At 76.2% G+C, this 19793-nt stretch carries 17 protein-coding genes; 2 read left to right on the top strand and 15 right to left on the bottom strand.

What is annotated here, in order from left to right; all coding sequences use genetic code 11:
* Window positions 1-21: 21 nt before the first annotated feature.
* Window positions 22-1272, bottom strand: a complete 1251-nt coding sequence (locus HCK00_RS13130) for a glycoside hydrolase family 10-like protein (protein WP_168102048.1) — start codon at window positions 1270-1272, stop codon at window positions 22-24.
* A gap of 157 nt (window positions 1273-1429) precedes the next feature.
* Here HCK00_RS13130 and HCK00_RS13125 point away from each other — a divergent pair, with 157 nt between their 5' ends.
* A complete protein-coding gene (locus HCK00_RS13125) occupies window positions 1430-2290 on the top strand; it encodes a 3-hydroxybutyryl-CoA dehydrogenase (protein WP_168102165.1) in 861 nt (286 codons plus the stop codon).
* A 392-nt stretch (window positions 2291-2682) separates the two neighbouring features.
* On the opposite strand, the gene HCK00_RS13120 is transcribed toward HCK00_RS13125, so the two are convergent.
* The 10 genes from HCK00_RS13120 to infC form a co-directional block, all read right to left on the bottom strand.
* Entirely contained in the window at window positions 2683-3222 is a 540-nt protein-coding gene (locus HCK00_RS13120; protein ID WP_168102046.1) for an NUDIX hydrolase, read from the bottom strand.
* A gap of 57 nt (window positions 3223-3279) precedes the next feature.
* Window positions 3280-4620: an NsdA family TPR-like regulatory protein gene (locus HCK00_RS13115; RefSeq protein ID WP_168102045.1), complete on the bottom strand. Its 1341-nt coding sequence runs from the start codon at window positions 4618-4620 to the stop codon at window positions 3280-3282.
* Between the two features lie 133 nt (window positions 4621-4753).
* Window positions 4754-6346, bottom strand: a complete 1593-nt coding sequence (locus HCK00_RS28470) for a PP2C family protein-serine/threonine phosphatase (protein ID WP_311765298.1) — start codon at window positions 6344-6346, stop codon at window positions 4754-4756.
* A gap of 458 nt (window positions 6347-6804) precedes the next feature.
* Complete coding sequence (locus HCK00_RS13105) at window positions 6805-9360, bottom strand: phenylalanine--tRNA ligase subunit beta (RefSeq protein WP_168102044.1); 2556 nt, start codon at window positions 9358-9360, stop codon at window positions 6805-6807.
* Entirely contained in the window at window positions 9360-10484 is a 1125-nt protein-coding gene (gene pheS, locus HCK00_RS13100; RefSeq protein ID WP_168102043.1) for a phenylalanine--tRNA ligase subunit alpha, read from the bottom strand. Before pheS ends, HCK00_RS13105 begins: the two co-directional genes overlap by 1 nt.
* Before the next feature lie 126 nt (window positions 10485-10610).
* Window positions 10611-11738, bottom strand: a complete 1128-nt coding sequence (locus HCK00_RS13095) for a sensor histidine kinase (protein ID WP_168102041.1) — start codon at window positions 11736-11738, stop codon at window positions 10611-10613.
* A 40-nt stretch (window positions 11739-11778) separates the two neighbouring features.
* Window positions 11779-12633, bottom strand: a complete 855-nt coding sequence (locus HCK00_RS13090) for a TrmH family RNA methyltransferase (protein ID WP_168102039.1) — start codon at window positions 12631-12633, stop codon at window positions 11779-11781.
* Window positions 12634-12875: 242 nt separating this feature from the next.
* Window positions 12876-13259: a 50S ribosomal protein L20 gene (gene rplT / locus HCK00_RS13085; protein WP_006141703.1), complete on the bottom strand. Its 384-nt coding sequence runs from the start codon at window positions 13257-13259 to the stop codon at window positions 12876-12878.
* Window positions 13260-13383: 124 nt separating this feature from the next.
* The gene (rpmI, locus tag HCK00_RS13080) at window positions 13384-13578 is read right to left on the bottom strand and encodes a 50S ribosomal protein L35 (protein WP_014175142.1); all 195 of its coding nucleotides are present in this window, start codon (window positions 13576-13578) and stop codon (window positions 13384-13386) included.
* Between the two features lie 149 nt (window positions 13579-13727).
* On the bottom strand, window positions 13728-14345 hold the full coding sequence (gene infC / locus HCK00_RS13075; protein ID WP_311765305.1) for a translation initiation factor IF-3: 618 nt from the start codon (window positions 14343-14345) through the stop codon (window positions 13728-13730).
* A 453-nt stretch (window positions 14346-14798) separates the two neighbouring features.
* On the opposite strand from infC, the gene HCK00_RS13070 reads away from it, so the two are divergent.
* The gene (locus tag HCK00_RS13070; protein WP_168102038.1) at window positions 14799-15191 is read left to right on the top strand and encodes a DUF1844 domain-containing protein; all 393 of its coding nucleotides are present in this window, start codon (window positions 14799-14801) and stop codon (window positions 15189-15191) included.
* A gap of 175 nt (window positions 15192-15366) precedes the next feature.
* Here HCK00_RS13070 and HCK00_RS13065 read toward each other — a convergent pair whose 3' ends face one another.
* The 4 genes from HCK00_RS13065 to HCK00_RS28185 form a co-directional block, all read right to left on the bottom strand.
* Window positions 15367-16122: an MIP family channel protein gene (locus tag HCK00_RS13065; protein ID WP_168102037.1), complete on the bottom strand. Its 756-nt coding sequence runs from the start codon at window positions 16120-16122 to the stop codon at window positions 15367-15369.
* Between the two features lie 57 nt (window positions 16123-16179).
* Window positions 16180-16929 (bottom strand): SseB family protein, encoded by a 750-nt coding sequence (locus HCK00_RS13060; RefSeq protein WP_311765297.1) that lies wholly within the window; start codon window positions 16927-16929, stop codon window positions 16180-16182.
* Between the two features lie 438 nt (window positions 16930-17367).
* Window positions 17368-18726 (bottom strand): type VII secretion-associated serine protease mycosin, encoded by a 1359-nt coding sequence (gene mycP, locus HCK00_RS13055; RefSeq protein ID WP_168102033.1) that lies wholly within the window; start codon window positions 18724-18726, stop codon window positions 17368-17370.
* On the bottom strand, window positions 18723-19793 hold the full coding sequence (locus HCK00_RS28185) for a hypothetical protein (protein ID WP_277348230.1): 1071 nt from the start codon (window positions 19791-19793) through the stop codon (window positions 18723-18725). The genes mycP and HCK00_RS28185 overlap by 4 nt, the downstream gene beginning before the upstream one ends.

Here is a 19793-nt window from a genome sequence, read left to right as displayed (position 1 = left end):
AGCCGGTGGCGCCCCGACCGCTCAGCCGCCCCGCGTCGCCGGCGAGCGGTAGTGGTCCCGGACCACGCGGTCCATCGCGCCGACGCGGTCGGCGGCCACCTCCCGGGCGGCGAAGAAGACATGCCCGCGCACCTCGGGGAAGCCCCGGGCGAAGGTCAGATGGCGGGAGAGTTCGGCCGGGTCCTGCCAGGCCGCGGGCTGGGCCGGGTCGCCGGCCTTGTAGAGCGCCTCCCCGATGTGCAGGTCGACGCCGGTGCCCCGGACCGTCCTCGCCCACCAGGGCACCAGCGCGGCGTAGTCGGCGGCCTCGAACCCCAGGTTCCAGTAGACCTGGGGCACCACGTGGTCGATCCAGCGTTCGCGGACCCACTTGCGGGTGTCGGCGTAGAGGTCGTCGTAGGTCTGCACCCCGGCGCGGGTGGCGGAGCCCTCCGGGTCGGTGGCCGCGTTGCGCCAGACGCCGAACGGGCTGATGCCGAAGCGCGTCCCGGGCCGGATCTCCCGGATCCGCGCGGCCGTCTCGCGCACCAGCCGGTCGGTGTTGTCCCGCCGCCAGGCGGCCCGGTCGGGGAACCCGCCGCCGTGCGCGGTGAAGGCCGCGTCGTCGTCGAAGCGCTCCCCCGCCACCGGGTACGGGTAGAAGTAGTCGTCCCAGTGGACGGCGTCCACCGGGTAGCGCCGCACCGCGTCGAGCATCGCGTCCTGCACGAAGCGGCGCACCTCGGGCAGCCCGGGGTTGTAGTAGAGCTTGCCGCCGTAGCGCACCACCCAGGCGGGGTTGCGGCGCGCGGGGTGCCCGGCGGCCAGCCGCCCCGGGTCGGTGTGGTTGGCGACCCGGTAGGGGTTGAACCAGGCGTGCAGGCGCAGCCCCCGCCGGTGCGCCTCCTGGACGGCGATACCCAGCGGGTCCCAGCCGGGGTCCCGGCCCTGGACACCGGTGAGGCACTCGGCCCAGGGCTCGTGCGGGGACGGCCACAGGGCGTCGGCCGTGGGGCGCACCTGGAGGATGACGGTGTTCAGCCGCCGCCGCACCGCCTCGTCGAGCACGGCGAGCAGCCCGGCCCGCTGCTCGGCCGCGGGCAGCCCCGGCCGGGCGGGCCAGTCGCGGTTGGCCACGGTCGCCACCCAGACGCCGCGGACCGGTGGCCCCGGAGCGGCGCCGCCGCCGCTCCGCGCCTCCTCCGCCAGGGCGTCGCCCGAGGTGAGCAGCGAGAGGCTGCCCGCGGCCGCCGCGGCGAAGCGCCGCCGGCTCATCCGTTCCCTGTCCCGCATGTCCGCCCCTTCCCGTCCCCGGTCCGGCGCCGGGGCCGTCTCCAGCATCCCGCCCCGGGGACCGCGACACGCCGGAGCGGCGGGTAACGTCTGGGCCGGGACCGCCGGCGGGGACCCCGGCGGCGGCCGACCGATGAGGACCAGCGAAAGGGACGATGTGACCGACATCGAACGCGTCGGCGTGGTGGGCTGCGGACAGATGGGCGCGGGGATCGCGGAGGTCTGCGCCCGGGCCGGCCTGGACGTGCTGGTCGCCGAGACCACCGGCGAAGCCCTGGAGCTCGGCCGGACCCGCCTGACCAGCTCCCTGGAGCGGGCCGCCGGGCGCGGCAAGATCACGGAGGAGGAGCGGGACGCCACCCTGGAGCGGCTGGCCTTCACCACCGATCTCGGCGCGTTCGCCGACCGCGATCTGGTCATCGAGGCCGTCGTGGAGAACGAGCAGGTGAAGACCGAGATCTTCCGGGTGCTCGACCAGGTGGTGACCCGCCCGGACGCGATCCTCGCCTCCAACACCTCCTCCATCCCGCTGGTGAAGCTGGCCGTCGCCACGTCCCGCCCGGACCAGGTCATCGGCATCCACTTCTTCAACCCGGCCCCGGTGCAGCGGCTCGTCGAGCTGATCCCGGCGCTCACCACGGGCGACGAGACGATCAAGCGCGCCGAGGAGGTGGTCTCCGCCGTCCTCGGCAAGCACGCGATCCGCGCGCAGGACCGCTCCGGGTTCGTCGTCAACGCGCTGCTGATCCCCTATCTGCTCTCCGCCATCCGCATGTTCGAGTCCGGCATCGCCAGCCGTGAGGACATCGACGACGGCATGGAGATGGGCTGCGCCCACCCGATGGGCCCGCTGAAACTGGCCGACCTGATCGGCCTGGACACCGTGGCCTCGGTGGCCGACTCGATGTACACGGAGTACAAGGAGCCGCTGTACGCCGCCCCGCCGCTGCTGCAGCGCATGGTCGACGCGGGCCGGCTGGGCCGGAAGTCGGGCTCGGGCTTCTACCCGTACTCCTGACCGGGCGGCTGCCCGCCCTCCTGGCGAGGAGGCCCCCGGCCCGTCCCCGGCGGGGCGGCGCCCGGCGGTCCCTGGATCGGGCACGCCTCCCGGGTGGGGCGGGGCGGCGCCACCGGACAGGGCTCCGCCCCGTCCGTCAGGAGGTACGAACGGGGCGGCGGGGACGCGCGGGTCAGGGGGAAGTCCCGCGCTGGGGTGACCGTGTGCGGCTCCGGACCCGCTTCCGACTGCACCACGGACGGGGGCGCCGGTCCAGCGTGTGCGCGGGCGCGATGTGGGTGCGCGTTTCACACGGGGTGTGCGTCACCGCGCCGGCGCCCCGCTCCCGCACGCCCCCGCACCGGCCGCCCGTCCGCCCGGGCCTCCCGTGCCGGGTGTCCCGGCGGGCCCGGTCACCCGGCGCCACCACAGCGCAGGTGGTACAGCATCAGCAACGCGGCGGCCGTGTTGGCCGCCGGGACCTCGCCCCGGGCCACCAGATCCGGCACCACCTTCAGGGGCACCCACTCCCGCCGGTCCGACTCGAACGCGTCCGCCGGCTGCCCGATGTACTCGGCCTCCTCCGCCCAGTAGATGTGGTGCCGGGCGTCGCTCAGCCCGTTGGAGGGCTCCACGGACAGCAGATGGCGCAGCCGCCCCGGCCGCCAGCCGGTCTCCTCCTCCATCTCCCGGGCCGCGGCCAGGACGCAGTCCTCGCTGTCCTCCACCACTCCGGCCGCCAGCTCCCAGCCGTAGGTACCGGTGATGAACCGGTGCCGCCACAGCAGCAGCACCTCGTTCGCCTCGTTGACCACGGTGGCGGCGGCGACCGGCCGGAGCCGGATCAGGTAATGGTCGAGACGGCGCCCGTCGGGGAGTTCGACATCGGCGAGATTCACCCGGAACCACCGGTTCTCGTACACGGTCTCTTCCCCGATGTTCTTCCATCGCACGAATCCGCACCCTTCCGCCCCCGTCTTGACGGCACAACGGACCCCGGTCCGGGTCCGTCAGAGCGGTACGCGCAGAGTCCGGTCGATGAGCTCGGCGGCCTCGGCGCTCGCGGCACACCTGCTCGCCACGAGGTGTTCCCGCACGGAGCGGAGCCGGTCCCGGAGCCGGCGCGACTCCATGCCCCGCACCCGTTCGGTCATCTCCACCGCCGTGGCCACGGCCTGGTCGGCCGCGCCCCGGCGGAGCTCGATCTGGGTGAACAGCGCGAGCCGGTGCACCCGCCCCCGGTCGTGCGCCGGGGTGCCCACGGCGGCCACGGCGTGCTCCCGCGCGGCGCCGAGGTCACCGAGGCTCAGCAGCGCCTCCGCGATCTGCACGTTGACCAGCCCCGGCTGGACATAACCGGTCTCGGCGGGCTCCTGGCCGCGGCGGATGTCCTCCGCCTCCCGCTCCGCGCGCCGGATGCAGCCGAGCGCGGCCGGCCCGTCCCCGAGCCGCGCGTACGCCTTGGCCTGCATCGCGTACAGGTCGGCGGCGAGCGCAGGGGTGATGTGCGGCCCGGCGGCGCGCAGCGCGGACTCCGCGAACGCCACGGCCTGCCGGAACTCGCGCGTGAACAGCGACTGGTTGACCAGCAGGGCGATGGTGTACGCCCCCAGCCCGCGGTCGCCGCTGGCCTTGGCGAGCCGCAGCGCCTGGTGGAAGTAGCGCTGCGCGAGCCCGTGCGCGTCCGAGTCGTAGGCGCAGATCCCGGCGACGGCCACCAGCCCGCCGACGGCGCGGTGCAGCAGCCGCCCGGTGGCGTCGGGGTAACTGCCGCGCAGCAGCGGCGCGGTCTCGGCGTTGAGGAAGCCGACGATCCGGAAGCGGGTCGCCACCCCGCCGGTCTTGCGGTACATCTGCTCGTAGTGGGAGCGGGCCGTGCGCAGCATCTCGATGTCGGAGAGTTCCACACCGAGCTGCCCGCGGCGGGAGACGTCCTGGTCCTCCGGCGGGTTCTCCCACTCCCAGACGGGCATGACCGCCGGGGTGCCGGTGACGGCCGGGGCGCCCACGACATGCGGCCGCCGCTGCTCGTCGGAGCGCCACAGGGCGGTCGCCCGGTCGACGAAGCCGCTCAGCGGCGTGCCCGGCGGCGCGTGGTGCGCGCCGGGCGGGCCGAAGCCGAGGTCGTCGAGGGTGAGCGCGCGGTTCAGCCGCTCGCCCAGCACCTCGCAGATCAGGTCGGGCACCCGGCCGCGGGGGCGCTGGCCCTTCAGCCAGCGGGCCACCGAGGTGTGCTCGTAGCGGAGCGTCAGACCCAGGGCCCGCCCCGCCTCGTTGACGTGCGCGGCGAGCCCGGCGTGGGAGATCCCGGCCTCGTCCAGCACGGCGTCGAGCAGGGTGTTGGGCTCCATCGTGCCCCTCCCGGTGCGCTCGGGTGACCACAGGGTAGTGCGCGGCGCGGGCGTGCGGGTGGGGAACCGGCCACCGGCCCCCGGCCCGCTGTCCCGGGCTCCGGGCCCCCGCCGGCCCGGCGGACGGCGGGGGTCAGCCGCCGGGCGGGGGCGGCGGCCCGGCGGGGCCGGGGGAACCAGGAGAGAGAACAGGGCCGGAGGAATCGACGGGACCGGCGGGAGCGGGGACGGCGGGACGGGCGGGACCGCCGGGATCCACGGGCGCGGCGGGCGCGGCGTGAGGAGCGGGATCCGCGGGACCGGCGGTGTCCCGGGAGCCGCCGGGCGGCCGTCCCCACGGGTGCCCGGCGGCTTCCGCGCGGCCGGCACCGGCGCCTCCGCGCTCTCCCCCGGCCGTGCGCGCGGCCGGCACCCGGGGCCCGTCCTGCCGCAGGGCCAGCAGCGCGACATCGTCCGTCAGCCGCCCCCCGGTGTGGCGCAGCAGCGCGGACTGCACCCGCTCGACGATCTCGGCGGGGCTCATGGCGCCGGCCGCCGCGGCGGCCGCCAGGACGTCCGCGAGCGGGAAGAAGCGCCGCCCGGTGTCACGCGCCTCCTCCGCGCCGTCGGTGTGGAGGAGCAGCAGCTCGCCGGGGGCCGGTGCGGGCAGGACCAGCACCGGGAGCGGGTCGGGCAGCGGGAACGCCCCCAGCGGCGGCAGCGGCTCCGCCTCACTCAGCTGTTCCACCGGGCCGGTCGCGCACGGGCCGTCCGGCAGGACCCGGCCGCCGCCGGGCCGGGCGTCCCGCGTGGCGTCCCCGCCCCCGGCGCCGTCCGGGGATTCCCCGCCGTCCCCGCCGTCCCCACCGTCCCCGCCACCCCGGCGGTGCCCGGCGTGTACCCGGTAGGGCCAGGGGTGGCCGCAGTTGAGCACCGTCATCCCGGTCCCGGCCGGGCACAGCTCCAGCAGCAGCACGGTGACGAACTCCTCGGCGTCCGGGGCCTCCCCCGCGCCGTCCGGGGCCCCTCCCGGCTGGGCCCGCTCGTGGCTCACGGCGCCGCGTTCCCGCAGATGGCGGGTGAGCGCCCGGTCCAGCCGGCGCAGCACACCCGCCAGATCCGGCTCGTCGTGGGCGGCCTCCCGGAAACAGCCGAGGAGGGCGGCCACCGTCCCGACCGCGTCCAGCCCGTGGCCACGGACGTCCCCGATGACCACCCGCGGTCCGTACGGGGTCACCACCGCCTCGTAGAGGTCCCCGCCGACGGTGGCGCCGCGCGTGGCGGAGAGATGGCGCGCCGCGGTGGTGTACCCGCCGAGCGCGGCGGGCGGCGGGCGGAGCAGCGCCTCCTGCGCGGCGACGGCGACGGCCCCGGCCCGCTCCAGTTCCCGGAGCAGCCGCTGCCGCCGGCCGGTGGCCAGGTACGCGGCGACGACGATGGTGACGACGGCGCCGCAGGCCCCGGCGCGGACCCCGGCCGGCGGAGCGTCGCCCACCTGCCCGAGCAGCAGGTACGCGGCGAGGGCGGCCACCCCGCTGCCCACCACGCAGGACCGCCGGCCGCTGCCCGCGCAGGCGATGGCCGGCGCCGCGGCCAGCAGCGGGGCGAGGCGCGGCCCGCCGGTGCGGAAGAGTTCCCATCCGGCGATGCCCACCACCCACAGGCCGGGCAGCGCCGCGAGAAGGGCGCGCCGGACACGGCCGGCCGGGCCGGCGGAGTCCGCGGCCCACGGACGGAGACGGTTCATGCAGGGCGCTCCCCCTCGGTCGTCGGGCCGCCCGCCCGGACCGAGGGACTCGCCGGGCCGCGGCATGCGCCGTGGCCGGGTTTCCCGCGGCGGCCGCCGGCGGTCACCCGGCGGGCGGGCCCCGGAGACTCGGTGGGGCCCACGACGATCGGGACGATTCTGACGGTTCTCCCGGGGAACGAACCCGTATCCGGTGGGACTTCACCCGATCGTGCGAGCGTCCGCTTGACAGCGGGAGGCCCGCGGGCCGGTCCGCCCATCCACTTCCCGGCCTGGCCACCCGGTGTTCGCACGGTGGCCGCCGCCGCGCCGCGGCCCGGTTCCGCTTCCGGTCCGGGCACACGCGAAGGGCGCCGGGCACGCGCGAGGGGCGCCCGCCCGTACCGCGTCATGTCCGCGGTGCGGGCGAGCGCCCCTCGCCGGATGCCGGGTCCCGGCGGACGCCGCCGGGACGGCCATCAGCCGCCGCGCAGTACCGCCCCGGTCCGTTCGGCCGCCGCCGCGACCGCGCCGTCCCGGGCGGCGGTGATCTCCTCCGCGGTCAGCGTGCGGTCGGGGGCGCGGAAACGCAGGGCGTACGCCAGGGACCTGCGGCCCGCGCCGAGCTGCTCACCGGTGAAGACGTCGAACAGCCGCAGGGACTCCAGGAGGTCGCCGGCGCCGGAGCGCAGCGCGGCCGTCACCTCGGCCGCGGGCACCGAGGCGTCCACGACCAGGGCAACGTCCTGGGTGGCCACCGGGAAGGCGGAGATGCCCGGCGCCTGCGGCAGCCCGCCGCCGGCCCGCTCCAGGAGGTCCAGGTCGAGCTCCAGGGCGCAGGTGCGCTCCGGCAGACCGAGCGCCTTGACGACCCGCGGGTGCAGTTCGCCGGCGTGGCCGAGCAGCCGCTCCTCACCGTCGACGGCCGTGTACAGCGCGGCACAGCGGCCCGGGTGCCAGGGGGCGTACCGGGCCTGGCGCACGACCGGCTCGATCCCGGCCTCACGGGCGGTACGGCGTCCCGCCTCGACGGCGTCGGCCCAGCTCACCGGCTGGCCCTCGCCCCACCAGCCGCCGGGGCGGCGGAGTCCGCAGAACACGGCGGCGGCATGGCGCGGCTGCTCCGGCAGCGCGCCGGTCAGGGCCGCGAGCTCCTCGTCCGTGGGACGGCGGTCGACGGGGAGCCGCGCTCCGGGCCTCCCGGCACCGGCCGGGCGGAACACCAGACCGGTCTCGAAGAGGGCCAGGTCGTGCTCGCCGCGTCCGTGGTTGCGGCGCAGCGCGGCCAGCAGGCCGGGCAGCAGCGTGGTGCGCAGCGCGGGCTCGGTGTCGGCGAGGGGGTTGACCAGCCGCACCAGGGAGCGGCGCGGGTCGTCCGCGTCCAGGCCGAGCTGGTCCAGCGCGGCCTCGCCGAGGAACGGGTAGCTCAGCACCTCGGTGCAGCCCGCGCCGGCCAGGGCGCGGCCCACCCGGCGGTGGAGCCGCTGGCGCCCGGTGAGGCCGCGGCCGGCGGGCGGGCGGGGCAGGGTGGAGGGGAGGTTGCCGTACCCCTCCAGCCGGATGACCTCCTCGGCCAGGTCGTTGGGGTCGGTGAGGTCGGGGCGCCAGCTCGGCGGGGTGACGGTGAGCTCGTCCTGGCCGGTCACCTCGCAGCCGACGTCCTGGAGGCGGCGGACGACGGTGGCGCGGCCGTAGCCGACCCCCGCCACGCGGTCCGGGTGGTCCGCGGGGATGGTGAGGGTGCGCGGCGCGGCGGCCACGGCCACCTCGGTGACCCCGGCGCCGGCCGAGCCGCCCGCGAGCAGCACCAGCAGGTCCACGGCGCGCTGCGCGGCGGCCGCGGCGGCCTCCGGGTCGACCCCGCGCTCGAAACGCCGGGACGCCTCGCTGGACAGCCGGTGGCGGCGGGCGGTGCGGGCGACGGTCACCGGGTCGAAGTGCGCGGCCTCGACGACGACCTCGGTGGTGCCGCCCGTTTCCTCGCCGGGTGCCCCGGCCTCACCGGGCTCACCGGGCTCACCGCCGGCCGCCGCCCCGGTGATCTCCGTCTCGGCGCCGCCCATCACGCCCGCCAGGCCGATGGGGCCACGGCGGTCGGTGATGACCAGGTCCTCGGGGTCGAGGGTGCGGCGGACGCCGTCGAGGGTGGTGAGCTTCTCGCCGGGCGCGGCGCGGCGGACGCCGATGGGGCCGTCGAGCCGGGCCCGGTCGTAGGCGTGCAGCGGCTGGCCGAGCTCCAGCATCACGTAGTTGGTGATGTCCACGGCGAGGGAGACCGGGCGCATCCCGGCCTTCTGGAGCCGGCGGGTGAGCCAGACCGGGGACTGCGCGAGGGGGTCGAGCCCGGTGACGGTGCGCGCGGTGAACCGGTCGCACCCGGCCTGGTCGGCAACCTCCACCGGGTGGCCGTGCGCGTTGGGCGGCGCCACGTCGAGCAGCGCCGGGTCGCGCAGCGGCACCCCGTAGGCGGTGGCCGTCTCGCGGGCCACTCCGCGCAGCGACAGGCAGTAGCCGCGGTCGGGGGTGACGGCGATGTCCAGCACCTCGTCGGCCAGTTCGAGCAGCGCGATCGCGTCGGTGCCCGGCCGGTGGCCCGGCGGGAGGACGATGATGCCCGCGTGGTCCTCGGACATGCCCAGCTCGGCGGCGGAGCAGATCATGCCCTCGGAGACCTTGCCGTAGGTCTTGCGGGCGGCGATGGCGAAGTCGCCGGGGAGCACCGCGCCGGGGAGCACCACCACGACGCTGTCGCCCACCTGGAAGTTCCGCGCACCGCAGACGATGTTCTGCGGCTCGCCGGTGCCGTTGGCGCCGCCGACGTCCACCTGGCAGTAGCGGATCGGCTTGCGGAAGCCGGTGAGTTCCTCGATGGCCAGCACCTCGCCGACCACCAGCGGGCCCTTGAGCCCGGCACCGTGCTGTTCGACGGTCTCGACCTCCAGGCCGGCGTCGATGAGCCGGGCCTGTACGTCTCGTCCGGTCTGGCCGGCGGGCAGGTCGACGTACTCCCGCAGCCAGCTGAGCGGGACCCGCATCAGATCTCCATCCCGAAGGGCCGGGTGAAACGCACGTCACCCTCGACCATGTCTCGCATGTCCTCGACGTTGTGGCGGAACATCAGCATCCGTTCGATGCCGAAGCCGAAGGCGAACCCGCTGTACCGCTCCGGGTCGACCCCGCAGGCGGTCAGCACCCGGGGGTTGACCATGCCGCAGCCGCCCAGCTCGATCCAGCCCTCGCTGGAGCAGGTGCGGCAGGGACGGTCCGGGTCACCGACGGACGCGCCGCGGCAGACGTAGCACTCCATGTCCATCTCGGCCGAGGGCTCGGTGAACGGGAAGTAGTTGGGCCGCAGCCGGGTCCGCATGCCCGCGCCGAAGAGGGACTGCACCATGTGGTCCAGGGTGCCCTTGAGGTCGGCCATGGTCAGGCCCTCGTCCACGGCGAGCAGCTCGACCTGGTGGAACACCGGGGTGTGGGTGGCGTCCAGCTCGTCGGTGCGGTAGACGCGGCCCGGGCAGATGACGTAGACCGGGGGCTCCCGGTCCAGCAGGGAACGGACCTGCACCGGGGAGGTGTGGGTGCGCAGTACGACACCGGACTCGTCGCGGCCGCCGCCGGCGGACTCCACGAAGAAGGTGTCCTGCATGGTGCGGGCCGGGTGGTCCGGGGCGATGTTGAGGGCGTCGAAGTTCAGCCACTCCGACTCGGCCTCGGGACCCTCGGCCACCTCGTAGCCCATGGCCACGAAGACGTCCTCGATGCGCTCCATGAGCGTGGTCAGCGGGTGGCGGGCGCCGGCCGGGTCGCGGTCGTAGGGGAGGGTGACGTCCACCGCCTCCTCGACGAGCACGCGCTCGTCGCGCTCCGCCTCCAGCTCCGCCTGCCGGGCCTTGAGGGCCCGGCTGACCTCGCCGCGGGCGCCGCCGACGCGCTTGCCGGCGTCGGCCTTGGCGTGCGGCGGAAGGGCGCCGATCTCGCGGTTGGCGAGGGCGAGCGGCGAGCGGTCGCCGGCGTGGGCGACCTTCGCCTCGTGGAGGGCGGTGAGGTCACCGGCCGCGGCGATGGCGGCCAGCGCCTCGTCCCGCATCCGGGCGACCGTTTCCGGTTTCAGTGCCTCGACCTCTACGGGGTCATAGGACTTGTTGGGTGCCGACATCTCTTCCCGTGTCTCCGAAGTGGCTGGCTGCGCTCCCGCTGCCCGGCGGCCGCTCGCTGCCGAGCAGCCCAGGGTGCCGTTCGCCCGAGTCTACGGGGCGCCGGGGGCGGAGGTGCCCGCGGCCGCTCAGCCCAGGAAGGCCGGGGCGGCGACGGGCAGGACGAATCGGAAGCGTGCGCCGCCGCCCGGGGCGCGGCCCACCTCGATCGTCCCGCCGTGGGCCTCCACGATGCCCTTGACGATGTAGAGGCCCAGACCCGTGCCGCCGCGCTTGCTGCCCCGCCAGAAGCGGGTGAAGACACGGCTCATGGACTCCTCCGGGATGCCGGGGCCCTCGTCGCTCACGGTGACGGAGGTTCCCTCGTGCGGCGGGTGCGCGGCCGCCACCTCGATGGTGACGGTTCCCTCGCCGTGGCGCACGGCGTTTTCCAGCAGGTTCCCCAGGACCTGGTCCACCTTGTCCGGATCCGCCCAGAGCACCGGCAGCGGGCCGGCGGTCCGGACCACGAAGCGGCCCTCCGGCTCCCCCGCCCCGACATGGGCCGCGACATGGCGGCGGACGGCCGCGGCCATGTCCACCGGCTGCCGGTGTATCTCCAGCCGCCCGGAGTCGATCCGGGAGATGTCGAGCAGCTCGGCGATGAGCCGGGTGACGCGGTCGGCGTCGGCGTCGACCGTCTCCAGCATCAGCCGCTTCTGGTCGTCGGTGAACCGTTCCCACTTGGCGAGCAGGGTGGCGGTGAAGCCCTTCACGGAGGTGAGCGGCGAGCGCAGTTCGTGGGCGACCGTCGCGATCAGCTCGGCGTGGCTGCGCTCGGTACGGCGGCGGGCCTCGGTCCCCCGCAGGGAGATCACCAGCCGGTGCACCGGGCCCAGCCGGTGGCGGCGTATGTAACGGGCGGAGACCAGCACCTCACGGCCACCGGGGAGTAAGAGGTTCCGCTCGGGCTGCCCGACCCGGGTGGCCAGGCCCCCGTACGGATCCGTACACGCCCACCAGCGGCGGCCGTCCATGTCCTCCAGCGGCAGGGCACGCTCCAGCGGCAGGCCCACCACCTGGGCGGGGCGCAGCGCGGTGATCCGGGCCGCGGCGGCGTTGAAGCAGATCACGCGGCCGTGCTCGTCCGCGACGACCAGGCCGTCCGGCAGGTCGTCCGGCTCCAGGCCGAGGGCGGTGAGCGAGGGCGTCCAGTCGGCGGCGGAGACGGACCCCCCGCTGCCCGGCAGGGCCGGGCCCCGCGTCCTGACGTCCATCACGCACCCCCTCAGTCGGCCCCCGAGAGCCGCAACCCTACTAGCTCGTGGTGACGCTGCGGCACCCTCCGGACGCGCGCTGCGCACGGGCCGAGCCATAGAGGCATACGGCCGCGGCGGTCGCCAGGTTCAGACTTTCCGCCTTTCCGTGGATCGGGACCTTCACGACCGCGTCGGCCAGGGCCCGCGTCTCCTCCGGCAGCCCCCACGCCTCGTTGCCGAAGACCCAGGCCGTCGGGGAGCCCATGGTGCCCTCGTCCAGCTCGCGGTCGAGGTCGCGGTCGCCCGCGCCGTCGGCGGCCAGCACCCGCAGCCCGGCCTCGCGCAGGCCGCTCACCGCCCGCCCGACGGGGACGCCCACGGCCACCGGGAGATGGAAGACGCTGCCGACCGAGGCCCGTACCGCCTTGGGGTTGTAGAGGTCGACGGAGGCGTCGGTGAGGACGACGGCGTCGGCGCCGGCGGCGTCCGCGCAGCGCAGCACCGTGCCGGCGTTGCCGGGGTCGCGCACGTGGGCCAGCACGGCCACCAGCCGCGGCCGGGCGGCGGTGATCTCCTCGAACGGCGAGTCCAGGAAGCGGCAGACGCCGACCAGCCCCTGCGGGGTGACGGTCTGCGCGATCGACGCCAGGACCTCGGGCGCGGCGGTGTGCACCCGGGCGCCGGCGGCGCGGGCGGCCGCCACCAGGTCACCGTGGCGGCCGGCGGCCTCCGCGGTGGTGAACAGCTCGGTGAGGGTGGGCTCCCCGCCCGCGCGGTGCGCGACCGCTTCCCGTACCGCCTGCGGCCCCTCGGCGATGAACCGGCGCTCCCGGCCGCGGACGGCGCGGCGCGCCAGCCGGCGTGCGGCGGCGACGCGGGGGGAGCGCGGGGAGATCAGCTCGGGGGTGCCCATGGGTGGCGGCTCGCTTCTGTCGGACGGGCGGGCCGCGGCCGCCGTCCGGTGCGGCCGGCTGCCGCGGCGGCGCCGCGGGGGATCGGGACGGGTGGCGGGGCGGAGCGCGGCCGCGGGACGCCGCGCGGGGGAGGCGGGCGGCGGAGACGGGGCCGACGGCGGGGCGGGGGCCGCAACGACAGCGGACCCACAGGCCGGGGGCCTGCGGGTCCGCTGGTGGTCCGTGGGCTGCCGACCGGCGGTCAGGCGGCCTTCGGGGCGTTGACGTCGCTCGGGAGCGCCTTCTGGGCGACCTCGACGAGCGCGGCGAAGGCGTTCGCGTCGTTCACCGCGAGCTCGGCCAGGATCTTGCGGTCCACCTCGACGTTGGCGGCCTTCAGACCCTGGATGAAGCGGTTGTAGGTGATGCCGTTGGCGCGGGCCGCGGCGTTGATCCGCTGGATCCACAGCTGACGGAAGTCGCCCTTGCGCTTCTTCCGGTCGTTGTAGTTGTAGACCAGGGAGTGGGTGACCTGCTCCTTGGCCTTGCGGTAGAGGCGGGACCGCTGGCCCCGGTAACCGCTGGCCTGCTCGAGGATCGCCCGGCGCTTCTTGTGGGCGTTGACTGCCCGCTTGACGCGTGCCACTTGATTTAACTCCTTGTACGGGGCCGTGCGGGGACATCACACACGGCCCGGATCGACGGGGTCCCGGTCGGCGACGCACCGCCCCGGCCCATGCCCTCTGCGGGGGCACCCGGGGCGGCCTGCGTCACTTGCCGAGAAGCTTCTTGATCTTCTTGGCGTCGGCCGGGGCCATCTCGGTCTTGCCGGCGAGACGGCGCGTCAGCGTGGACGGCTTGTGCTCGAGAAGGTGACGGCGACCGGCGCGCTGGCGCATCACCTTGCCGGAGCCGGTGAGCTTGAAGCGCTTGCTGGCACCACTGTGCGTCTTGTTCTTCGGCATGTCGCCGTTCTCTCCTCGTAAGCGGCGCTCCCCCGGTCCGGGGACCGGCGGGCGGGAGCGTCAGTTGGTTCGGTCGGTGCCGGGGCGGTGCCCCGGCGACGGGCCTCCCGCTCGGACCCGATGGTCTCGTGGCGGCGGGGCGCCCGGTGTCACGACGCCTCGGCGGGCTCCTCGGAGGGCGCCTCGGCGGCGGTCCCCTGGCTCTCCGCCTTGCGGGCGGCCTTCAGCTCGCGGGCTTCGGCCATCGCCTCGGTCTTCTTCTTGTGCGGACCGAGGACCATGATCATGTTGCGGCCGTCCTGCTTGGGGTTGGACTCCACGAAGCCCAGGTCCTGGACGTCCTCCGCGAGCCGCTGGAGCAGGCGGTAACCCAGCTCGGGGCGGGACTGCTCACGCCCGCGGAACATGATCGTGATCTTGACCTTGTCGCCCTGCTTGAGGAACCGGACGACGTGACCCTTCTTGGTGTCGTAGTCGTGCGGGTCGATCTTCGGCCGGAGCTTCATCTCCTTGATGACCGTGTGCGCCTGGTTCTTGCGCGCCTCACGGGCCTTCATGGCCGACTCGTACTTGAACTTCCCGTAGTCCATGAGCTTGCACACGGGGGGGCGGGCGGTGGCCGCCACCTCGACGAGGTCGAGGTCGTACTCCTGTGCAAGCTCCAGTGCCTTGGCAAGCGGCACGATGCCGACCTGCTCACCACTGGGACCGACGAGTCGTACCTCGGGGACTCGGATCCGGTCGTTGATGCGGGGCTCGGCGCTGATGGGGCCTCCTCGGTTGCACCCACGCGACCGCCTGGCGGGCAGCCGCGTTACGTTCTGGTTCGGGCGACCACCGCGCGACGCGAAAAACGCCCCGTGCGGGACACAGGCGGAGCTCCGCGGAAACCGGGAGCACCGCCACGGCTCACCGCGGGGCGCAACGGCCGCACCTCGGCCCGTGTGACGGGCGGGGCACTGCCTGACCGGTGACCCGCCGGCCGCGAGGCCGGGCAGGTGGGAGAAACGGAGCCTCCACTTGCGGGCCGGCCGCCACCCTCACCCACCCCAACGGTTCCGCGTGAACGGTGCCGTGTGGTTGCGGTGATGCCGGCGTCCGACCGGTCGTACAGCCAGCATACCAGCGTCCGGGCCGCCGGTCGCACCGTCCGCCCGGGAGCATAGGCTGAGGCCGACCCCTCCCGACCCTCCCACGCGCCCACGGAAGTGAACCCAGCGATGAGCGACGGCATCCCGCAGCAGCCCCCCTCCCCCGGCCCCGGGGAGCCCGAGCCGGGACCGGACTTCGACAGCATGACGCGGGACATCGCGGAGGTGCCCGCGGTCGAGGTGATCACCACGGTCGCGGTGCACCTGATGAGCGCCGCCGCGGTCAACCTGGGCCTGGCCGAGGAGGGCCCCGAGCACAAGGACCTGGACGAGGCACGGAAGCTGATCACGGCGCTGGCGGGGCTGGTCACGGCGAGCGCCACCGAGGTCGGCTCGTACCACGCCTCACCCCTGCGGGACGGGCTGAAGTCGCTGCAACTCGCCTTCCGCGAGGCGTCGGCCGTGCCGGACGAGCCGGGCCAGGGGCCGGGCGAGAAGTTCACCGGGCCGGTCTTCGGCTGACGGCACGACCACGGGGTGCCGCGCCCGCCCGGCCGGCCGGCCCGACCGGCGCCTCGCCACCCGCCCCGGCGGGCCGGCCGGCGGCTTGCGCCGGCCCCTCGGCAGGACCGCCCCCCGCAGGACCGGGCCGTCCTGCGTCGGTGCCCGGAGGACGGGCGCCCCGGGGCCGTCGCGCTCACCGCTCCCGGCTCCGGGCCCCGGCCGAGGCGTCCCCCGGCGCCTCCTCTCCGCCCGCCCCGGCCTCGCGCGGCCCGCCCCGGGGATGGGTCAGGCCGTGCACGACCGCCGCGAGGGCACCGCCCACCAGCGGTGCCACGATGAACAGCCAGAGCTGGCTCAGCGCGCTGGTCCCGGCGAAGATCGCCGGCCCGATGGACCGCGCGGGGTTGACGGATCCCCCGGTGAGCGGGACACCGACCAGCATGAGCACGCTCAGCGTCACACCCATCGCCAGCCCGTCGAAGCCCTTGGCCGGCCCCTTACGGGTGACCGCGAGGATCACGTAGACCAGCAGGAAGGTCAGGACGCACTCGGTGAGCAGCGCTCCGAAGATCGAGACGCCGACGGGTGAGCGGGTGCCGTAGCCGTTGGTGCCGAAGGCGCCGCTCGTCCCCAGCCCCGGTACCTGCTTGGCCAGGATGAACAGCAGCAGTGCGCCGAAGAAGGCGCCGAGCACCTGGGCCACCCAGAACTCGATCGCCGTGCGCCGGGGGATGCGCCCGGCGATCAGCATGCCCAGGGTGACGGCCGGGTTGATGTGACACCCGGACACCGGGCCCAGCGTGTAGGCCAGGGCCAGAAGGGTGAACCCGAACGCCAGGGCGATGCCGACGGTGCCGATGTACTCGGCGCCGATGACCACCGAGCCGACCCCGAAGAACACCAGCAGCAGCGTGCCGAGAAACTCGGACACCGCGGTACGCGTATCCATGACGCCCTCCTCGCGGGGATCGTGATGACTCCCTGCATTGTGGGGCGAACCCGGACACTACGCCTCCCGGGTGACGAGGGGCTCCCCCGGAAGAGGGGTGCCCGCCGGCAGCAGCGCCAGGTCGAGGCCCTTCACCAGCCGGGCGCGCAGCACCTCGTCGGCCGCCAGGGCGCCCGCCACCCGCCGCGCGGTCCCGCCCGGGTCCGCGCCCCGGGCGAGGACCAGGGCCAGGGTGCCGTCCGTCTCCGCCGCCCCGGAGGGCGGGAGGAATCCGGCGGTGGCGACCCCCGCCTCGCCCGCCAGCAGCGACCGCACCGCCTCGCGGACGGCCGGGTCGGCCCGCGGGTCCGTGACGTCGCGGCCCTCGGCCAGCGCCAGCAGCGCCGGGCCGGTCAGTTCGAAGGGCACCGGGCCGGCCAGGTCCAGCACCACGGTGTCGGCCCGCTCCTGGGCGGCGGCGTGCAGCGCCTGGCGGAGCGGCACCGCGACCGGCCGGGCCGCCGGGTCCCAGCGGGCGAGGGTCTCGGTGGAGGTGAAGGCGGGCAGCGCGCGGCGGCCGCCGGGCCCCTGGAGGGTGGGGACGGCCATGTCGCTGGACTTCTCCCGGCGCAGGCCGTCCGCCCCGGTCTCCGTCTCACCGAGCACGGCGACCACCGGGACCAGCAGGCGGGTACCGGGCAGCGCGGCGAGCACCCCGTCCCCGGCTCCGCGGTCGCCGGCGTAGGCCGCGAGCGCCGCGGCCAGCCGGGGGTCGGCGGAACCGTCGTCGTCGGGGAAGAGGGACTCGGGGAGGGTCGTCGGAGGCACGCGACCGAGGGTATCGGCCGGGGCGGACGGGTCCGCGGGGTGGCCCGCCGGCCCCATGGGCCACGCGGACGGAAGGACGGGCCAGGGCCGGGGCCGGAGCCGCTCCCGGGGCCAGGCCGGGACCAGGGCTGGGTCCGGGGCCAGGCCGGGGCCGGGGCCGGGGATCGGTCGCGGGGGCCGGTCGCGGGGCCAGCGCCGAGGTCAGGCCGGAGCTGGGGCTGGGGCGAGGCGGGGGCCAAGGTCAGGGCCGGGCTTCCCCTCGCGGCCGGCCGGTTCCCGGGGTGATCCGCCCGGTGGGACCGCGGCCGCCGCGGTCGGCAGGCCGCCCGGGACCGGCAGGACCGGCCGCGGCCGGACGCGGCCGCGCGATCCGGCCCGGGCTGTGGGCCACCGGTGGCGCGGGCCAGGGAGCGGAGTCCGGTGCTCCGCCGGGCGGGATCAGCGGAGCGGGAAGGGAAGGTCCGCGCGGCGGGTACGGCGGCCGGAGCGCCACAGCACGCCGGCGGTGGTGAGCAGCGTCGCGCCCGCGACCGCGGCGGACAGCGCGGGGAGACCGGCGCCGTCCTCCTCCGTGCTCGTGTCCGGGCCCGCGCCGAAGTACCGCTGTCCGTACCCGGCGGGGACGGGCCGCTGCGGGCGCGGGCTGACGGCCGCCCCCGCCTCGACGGCCCCCGCCGGGTCGACCAGCCCGGCGCCCAGGGCGTCACTGCGGCCGCCCGGCGGGGTGTCCCGGGCCGTGTCCTCCAGCAACCGCTTGACCTGGGCGGGGCTCAGCTCCGGGTGGGCGGAGCGGACCAGCGCGGCGGAGCCGGAGACGAAGGCGGCGGCGGCGCTGGTGCCCCAGCCCTCGTAGTAGCGCCGGTCGGGGTCGGCGATGACGATGTCCACGCCGGGGGCGCACACGGTGGCGTACCAGCGGCGGGTGGAGAAGGGGGCGCGGCTGCCGTCCCGGTCCACCGCGGTGACGGCGATCACCCCCGGGTAGGCCGCCGGGTAGGAGACCCGGTCGCCGTCCTCGCCGCCGTTTCCGGCGGAGGCCACCACGACGGCGCCCTTGGCGAGCGCGTACTGCACGGCGGAGTCCTCGCCCGGCTCGGGGTGGGCGGACTCGCTGTCGTCGCCCAGGGAGAGGTTGATGACGTCGGCGCCCTGGTCGGCGGCCCAGCGGATGCCCTCGGCGAGCGCGCCGCCACGGTTGCCGCGGGCCCGCTTACGGGCCGGGTCGCTGTCCTCCAGGATCACCCGGACGGGCAGGATCCGGGCGCCCGGGGCGATGCCCAGCACGCCCTCGGTCCCGTCCGGGCCGTGCCCCTTGCCCGCGATGATCCCGGCCATGGCGGTGCCGTGACGGGCCCAGGAACGGTCACCGCGCGCGGCGCCGAAACCGATGAAGTCCCTGCCCTCGAGGACCTGCCCGGAGAGGTCCGGATGGGAGTCGTCGACGCCGGTGTCCAGCACGGCGACCGTGACGCCCTCGCCGCGGGTGGTCCGCCACGCCTCCTCGGCACGGAGCGCCTCCAGACCCCACTGCCGGTCCCGTATCGCGTCGGCGTGCGCGGGGGACGCGCCGGCCAGCCCGGTGGAGACCACGGCGGTCAGGGCGAGGACGGCGGCGCAGCGGCGCAGCGCGCCCGCGAACCGCCGGACCCGCCGGGGGCGTGAGCGGGCCGGGCGGCCCGGGTCACCGGCGCGAGAGGCGGTGCCGGAGCCGCGCGGTACCGGACGGGACGCGGCGCCGCGGGCCGCCGAGGCGGGTACCGGTGCGGTCTCCCGCGGTGCGGGCTGGTGCGGCGTCATCGGAGGCTCTCCTGCTGTGTCTCGGCGGCCTTGCGGTAGCCGCGGGTCACGCGGTCGGCGACGCCGCGCGCGTCGTGGCCGAGGCCCGCCTGGGCCGGGGTCTCGGTCGCGCCCTCGGCCACGGCCTCCTCGGCGGCGAGGCGGTCGCTCACCACACGGCCGTCGGTGAACCCGGAGACCGCGTAGACGACGGCCGGGAGATCGGTCAGCACCCGGACGGTCCAGGATCCGCGCTGGCGGTCGCCGAACCCGGCGGCCGGGGAGGACTCGGGGGCGTACGGGCGCGGGATCAGATCGCGGCGGCCGCCCAGGCCCTCCTCCTCGAAGCGGTCCCGCAGCTCCTCGCTGACGGCCGGGCCGGCCCGGGTGACGACCACGCCGACGGTGGTCAGGGTGGTCCCGGTGACGTCCACGTAGGTGGCGCGCAGCAGGCGTTCACAGCCGACCGGGGAGAGGACGTCGGCCAGCAGCGGATCGAACGCCTCGGCGCAGTCACCGTCGCGGGCGACGGCGACCCGGACCCAGGTGCGGTCGGTGGAGCCCGGGCCCGCGCCCTCGCCCTCGAGGGTGCGGGGGAAGATCCGGTCGACGGGGACGCTGTGCCACAGGGCGCGGGCGGCGTCGAAGCGGCTCTCGTCGGCGCTCCGTTCCCCGGAGCCGCCGGTCAGCCAGGTGCCCGCGGCGGCGCCGCCCAGCAGGCCCAGCCCGAGGACCAGGCAGACCGCGACGGCGGCGGTGCGCACCGGCGGGCGTATCCGCCCCAGGCGCTCGGCCACGGCCCGGGGGGCCAGCCGCCGCAGGCGGGTCCGCAGGTCCGGCCCGGTGGCGCGGGGCGCGGGGGTGCGACCGCGCTCCCATCGGTCCCACTTCTCCCAGTCCTCCCAGGTGAAGCGGGGGCGGCCGGTCTCAGGACCGGTGGCGCCGGGCGCCGGTTCCGGTCGCCCGGTCCACTCCGGGACCGCGAACGCCTCCGGTCCGGGCGGCGGGAAGGCGGAGGGCTCGGGGAACGCCGGCGGCGTGCCCGTCCCCTCGCCGCGGCCCGGCTCCGCCCGCCGGGGGGCGGGCAC

The organism is Streptomyces zingiberis (genome assembly GCF_012034935.1).
Lineage (GTDB): Bacteria > Actinomycetota > Actinomycetes > Streptomycetales > Streptomycetaceae > Streptomyces > Streptomyces zingiberis.
This window is presented reverse-complemented; position numbering and strand designations above follow the sequence as displayed.

Bases quoted from the DNA above. Each gene is read 5' to 3' on its own strand.
- pheS (WP_168102043.1), bottom strand. From the start codon at position 10,484: ATGTCGGCACCCAACAAGTCCTATGACCCCGTAGAGGTCGAGGCACTG.
- HCK00_RS13095 (WP_168102041.1), bottom strand. From the start codon at position 11,738: ATGGACGTCAGGACGCGGGGCCCGGCCCTGCCGGGCAGCGGGGGGTCC.
- HCK00_RS28470 (WP_311765298.1), bottom strand. From the start codon at position 6,346: ATGAACCGTCTCCGTCCGTGGGCCGCGGACTCCGCCGGCCCGGCCGGC.
- HCK00_RS13130 (WP_168102048.1), bottom strand. From the start codon at position 1,272: ATGCGGGACAGGGAACGGATGAGCCGGCGGCGCTTCGCCGCGGCGGCC.
- HCK00_RS13105 (WP_168102044.1), bottom strand. From the start codon at position 9,360: ATGCGGGTCCCGCTCAGCTGGCTGCGGGAGTACGTCGACCTGCCCGCC.
- HCK00_RS13070 (WP_168102038.1), top strand. From the start codon at position 14,799: ATGAGCGACGGCATCCCGCAGCAGCCCCCCTCCCCCGGCCCCGGGGAG.
- mycP (WP_168102033.1), bottom strand. From the start codon at position 18,726: ATGACGCCGCACCAGCCCGCACCGCGGGAGACCGCACCGGTACCCGCC.
- HCK00_RS13090 (WP_168102039.1), bottom strand. From the start codon at position 12,633: ATGGGCACCCCCGAGCTGATCTCCCCGCGCTCCCCCCGCGTCGCCGCC.
- rpmI (WP_014175142.1), bottom strand. From the start codon at position 13,578: ATGCCGAAGAACAAGACGCACAGTGGTGCCAGCAAGCGCTTCAAGCTC.
- HCK00_RS13065 (WP_168102037.1), bottom strand. From the start codon at position 16,122: ATGGATACGCGTACCGCGGTGTCCGAGTTTCTCGGCACGCTGCTGCTG.
- HCK00_RS13115 (WP_168102045.1), bottom strand. From the start codon at position 4,620: ATGGAGCCCAACACCCTGCTCGACGCCGTGCTGGACGAGGCCGGGATC.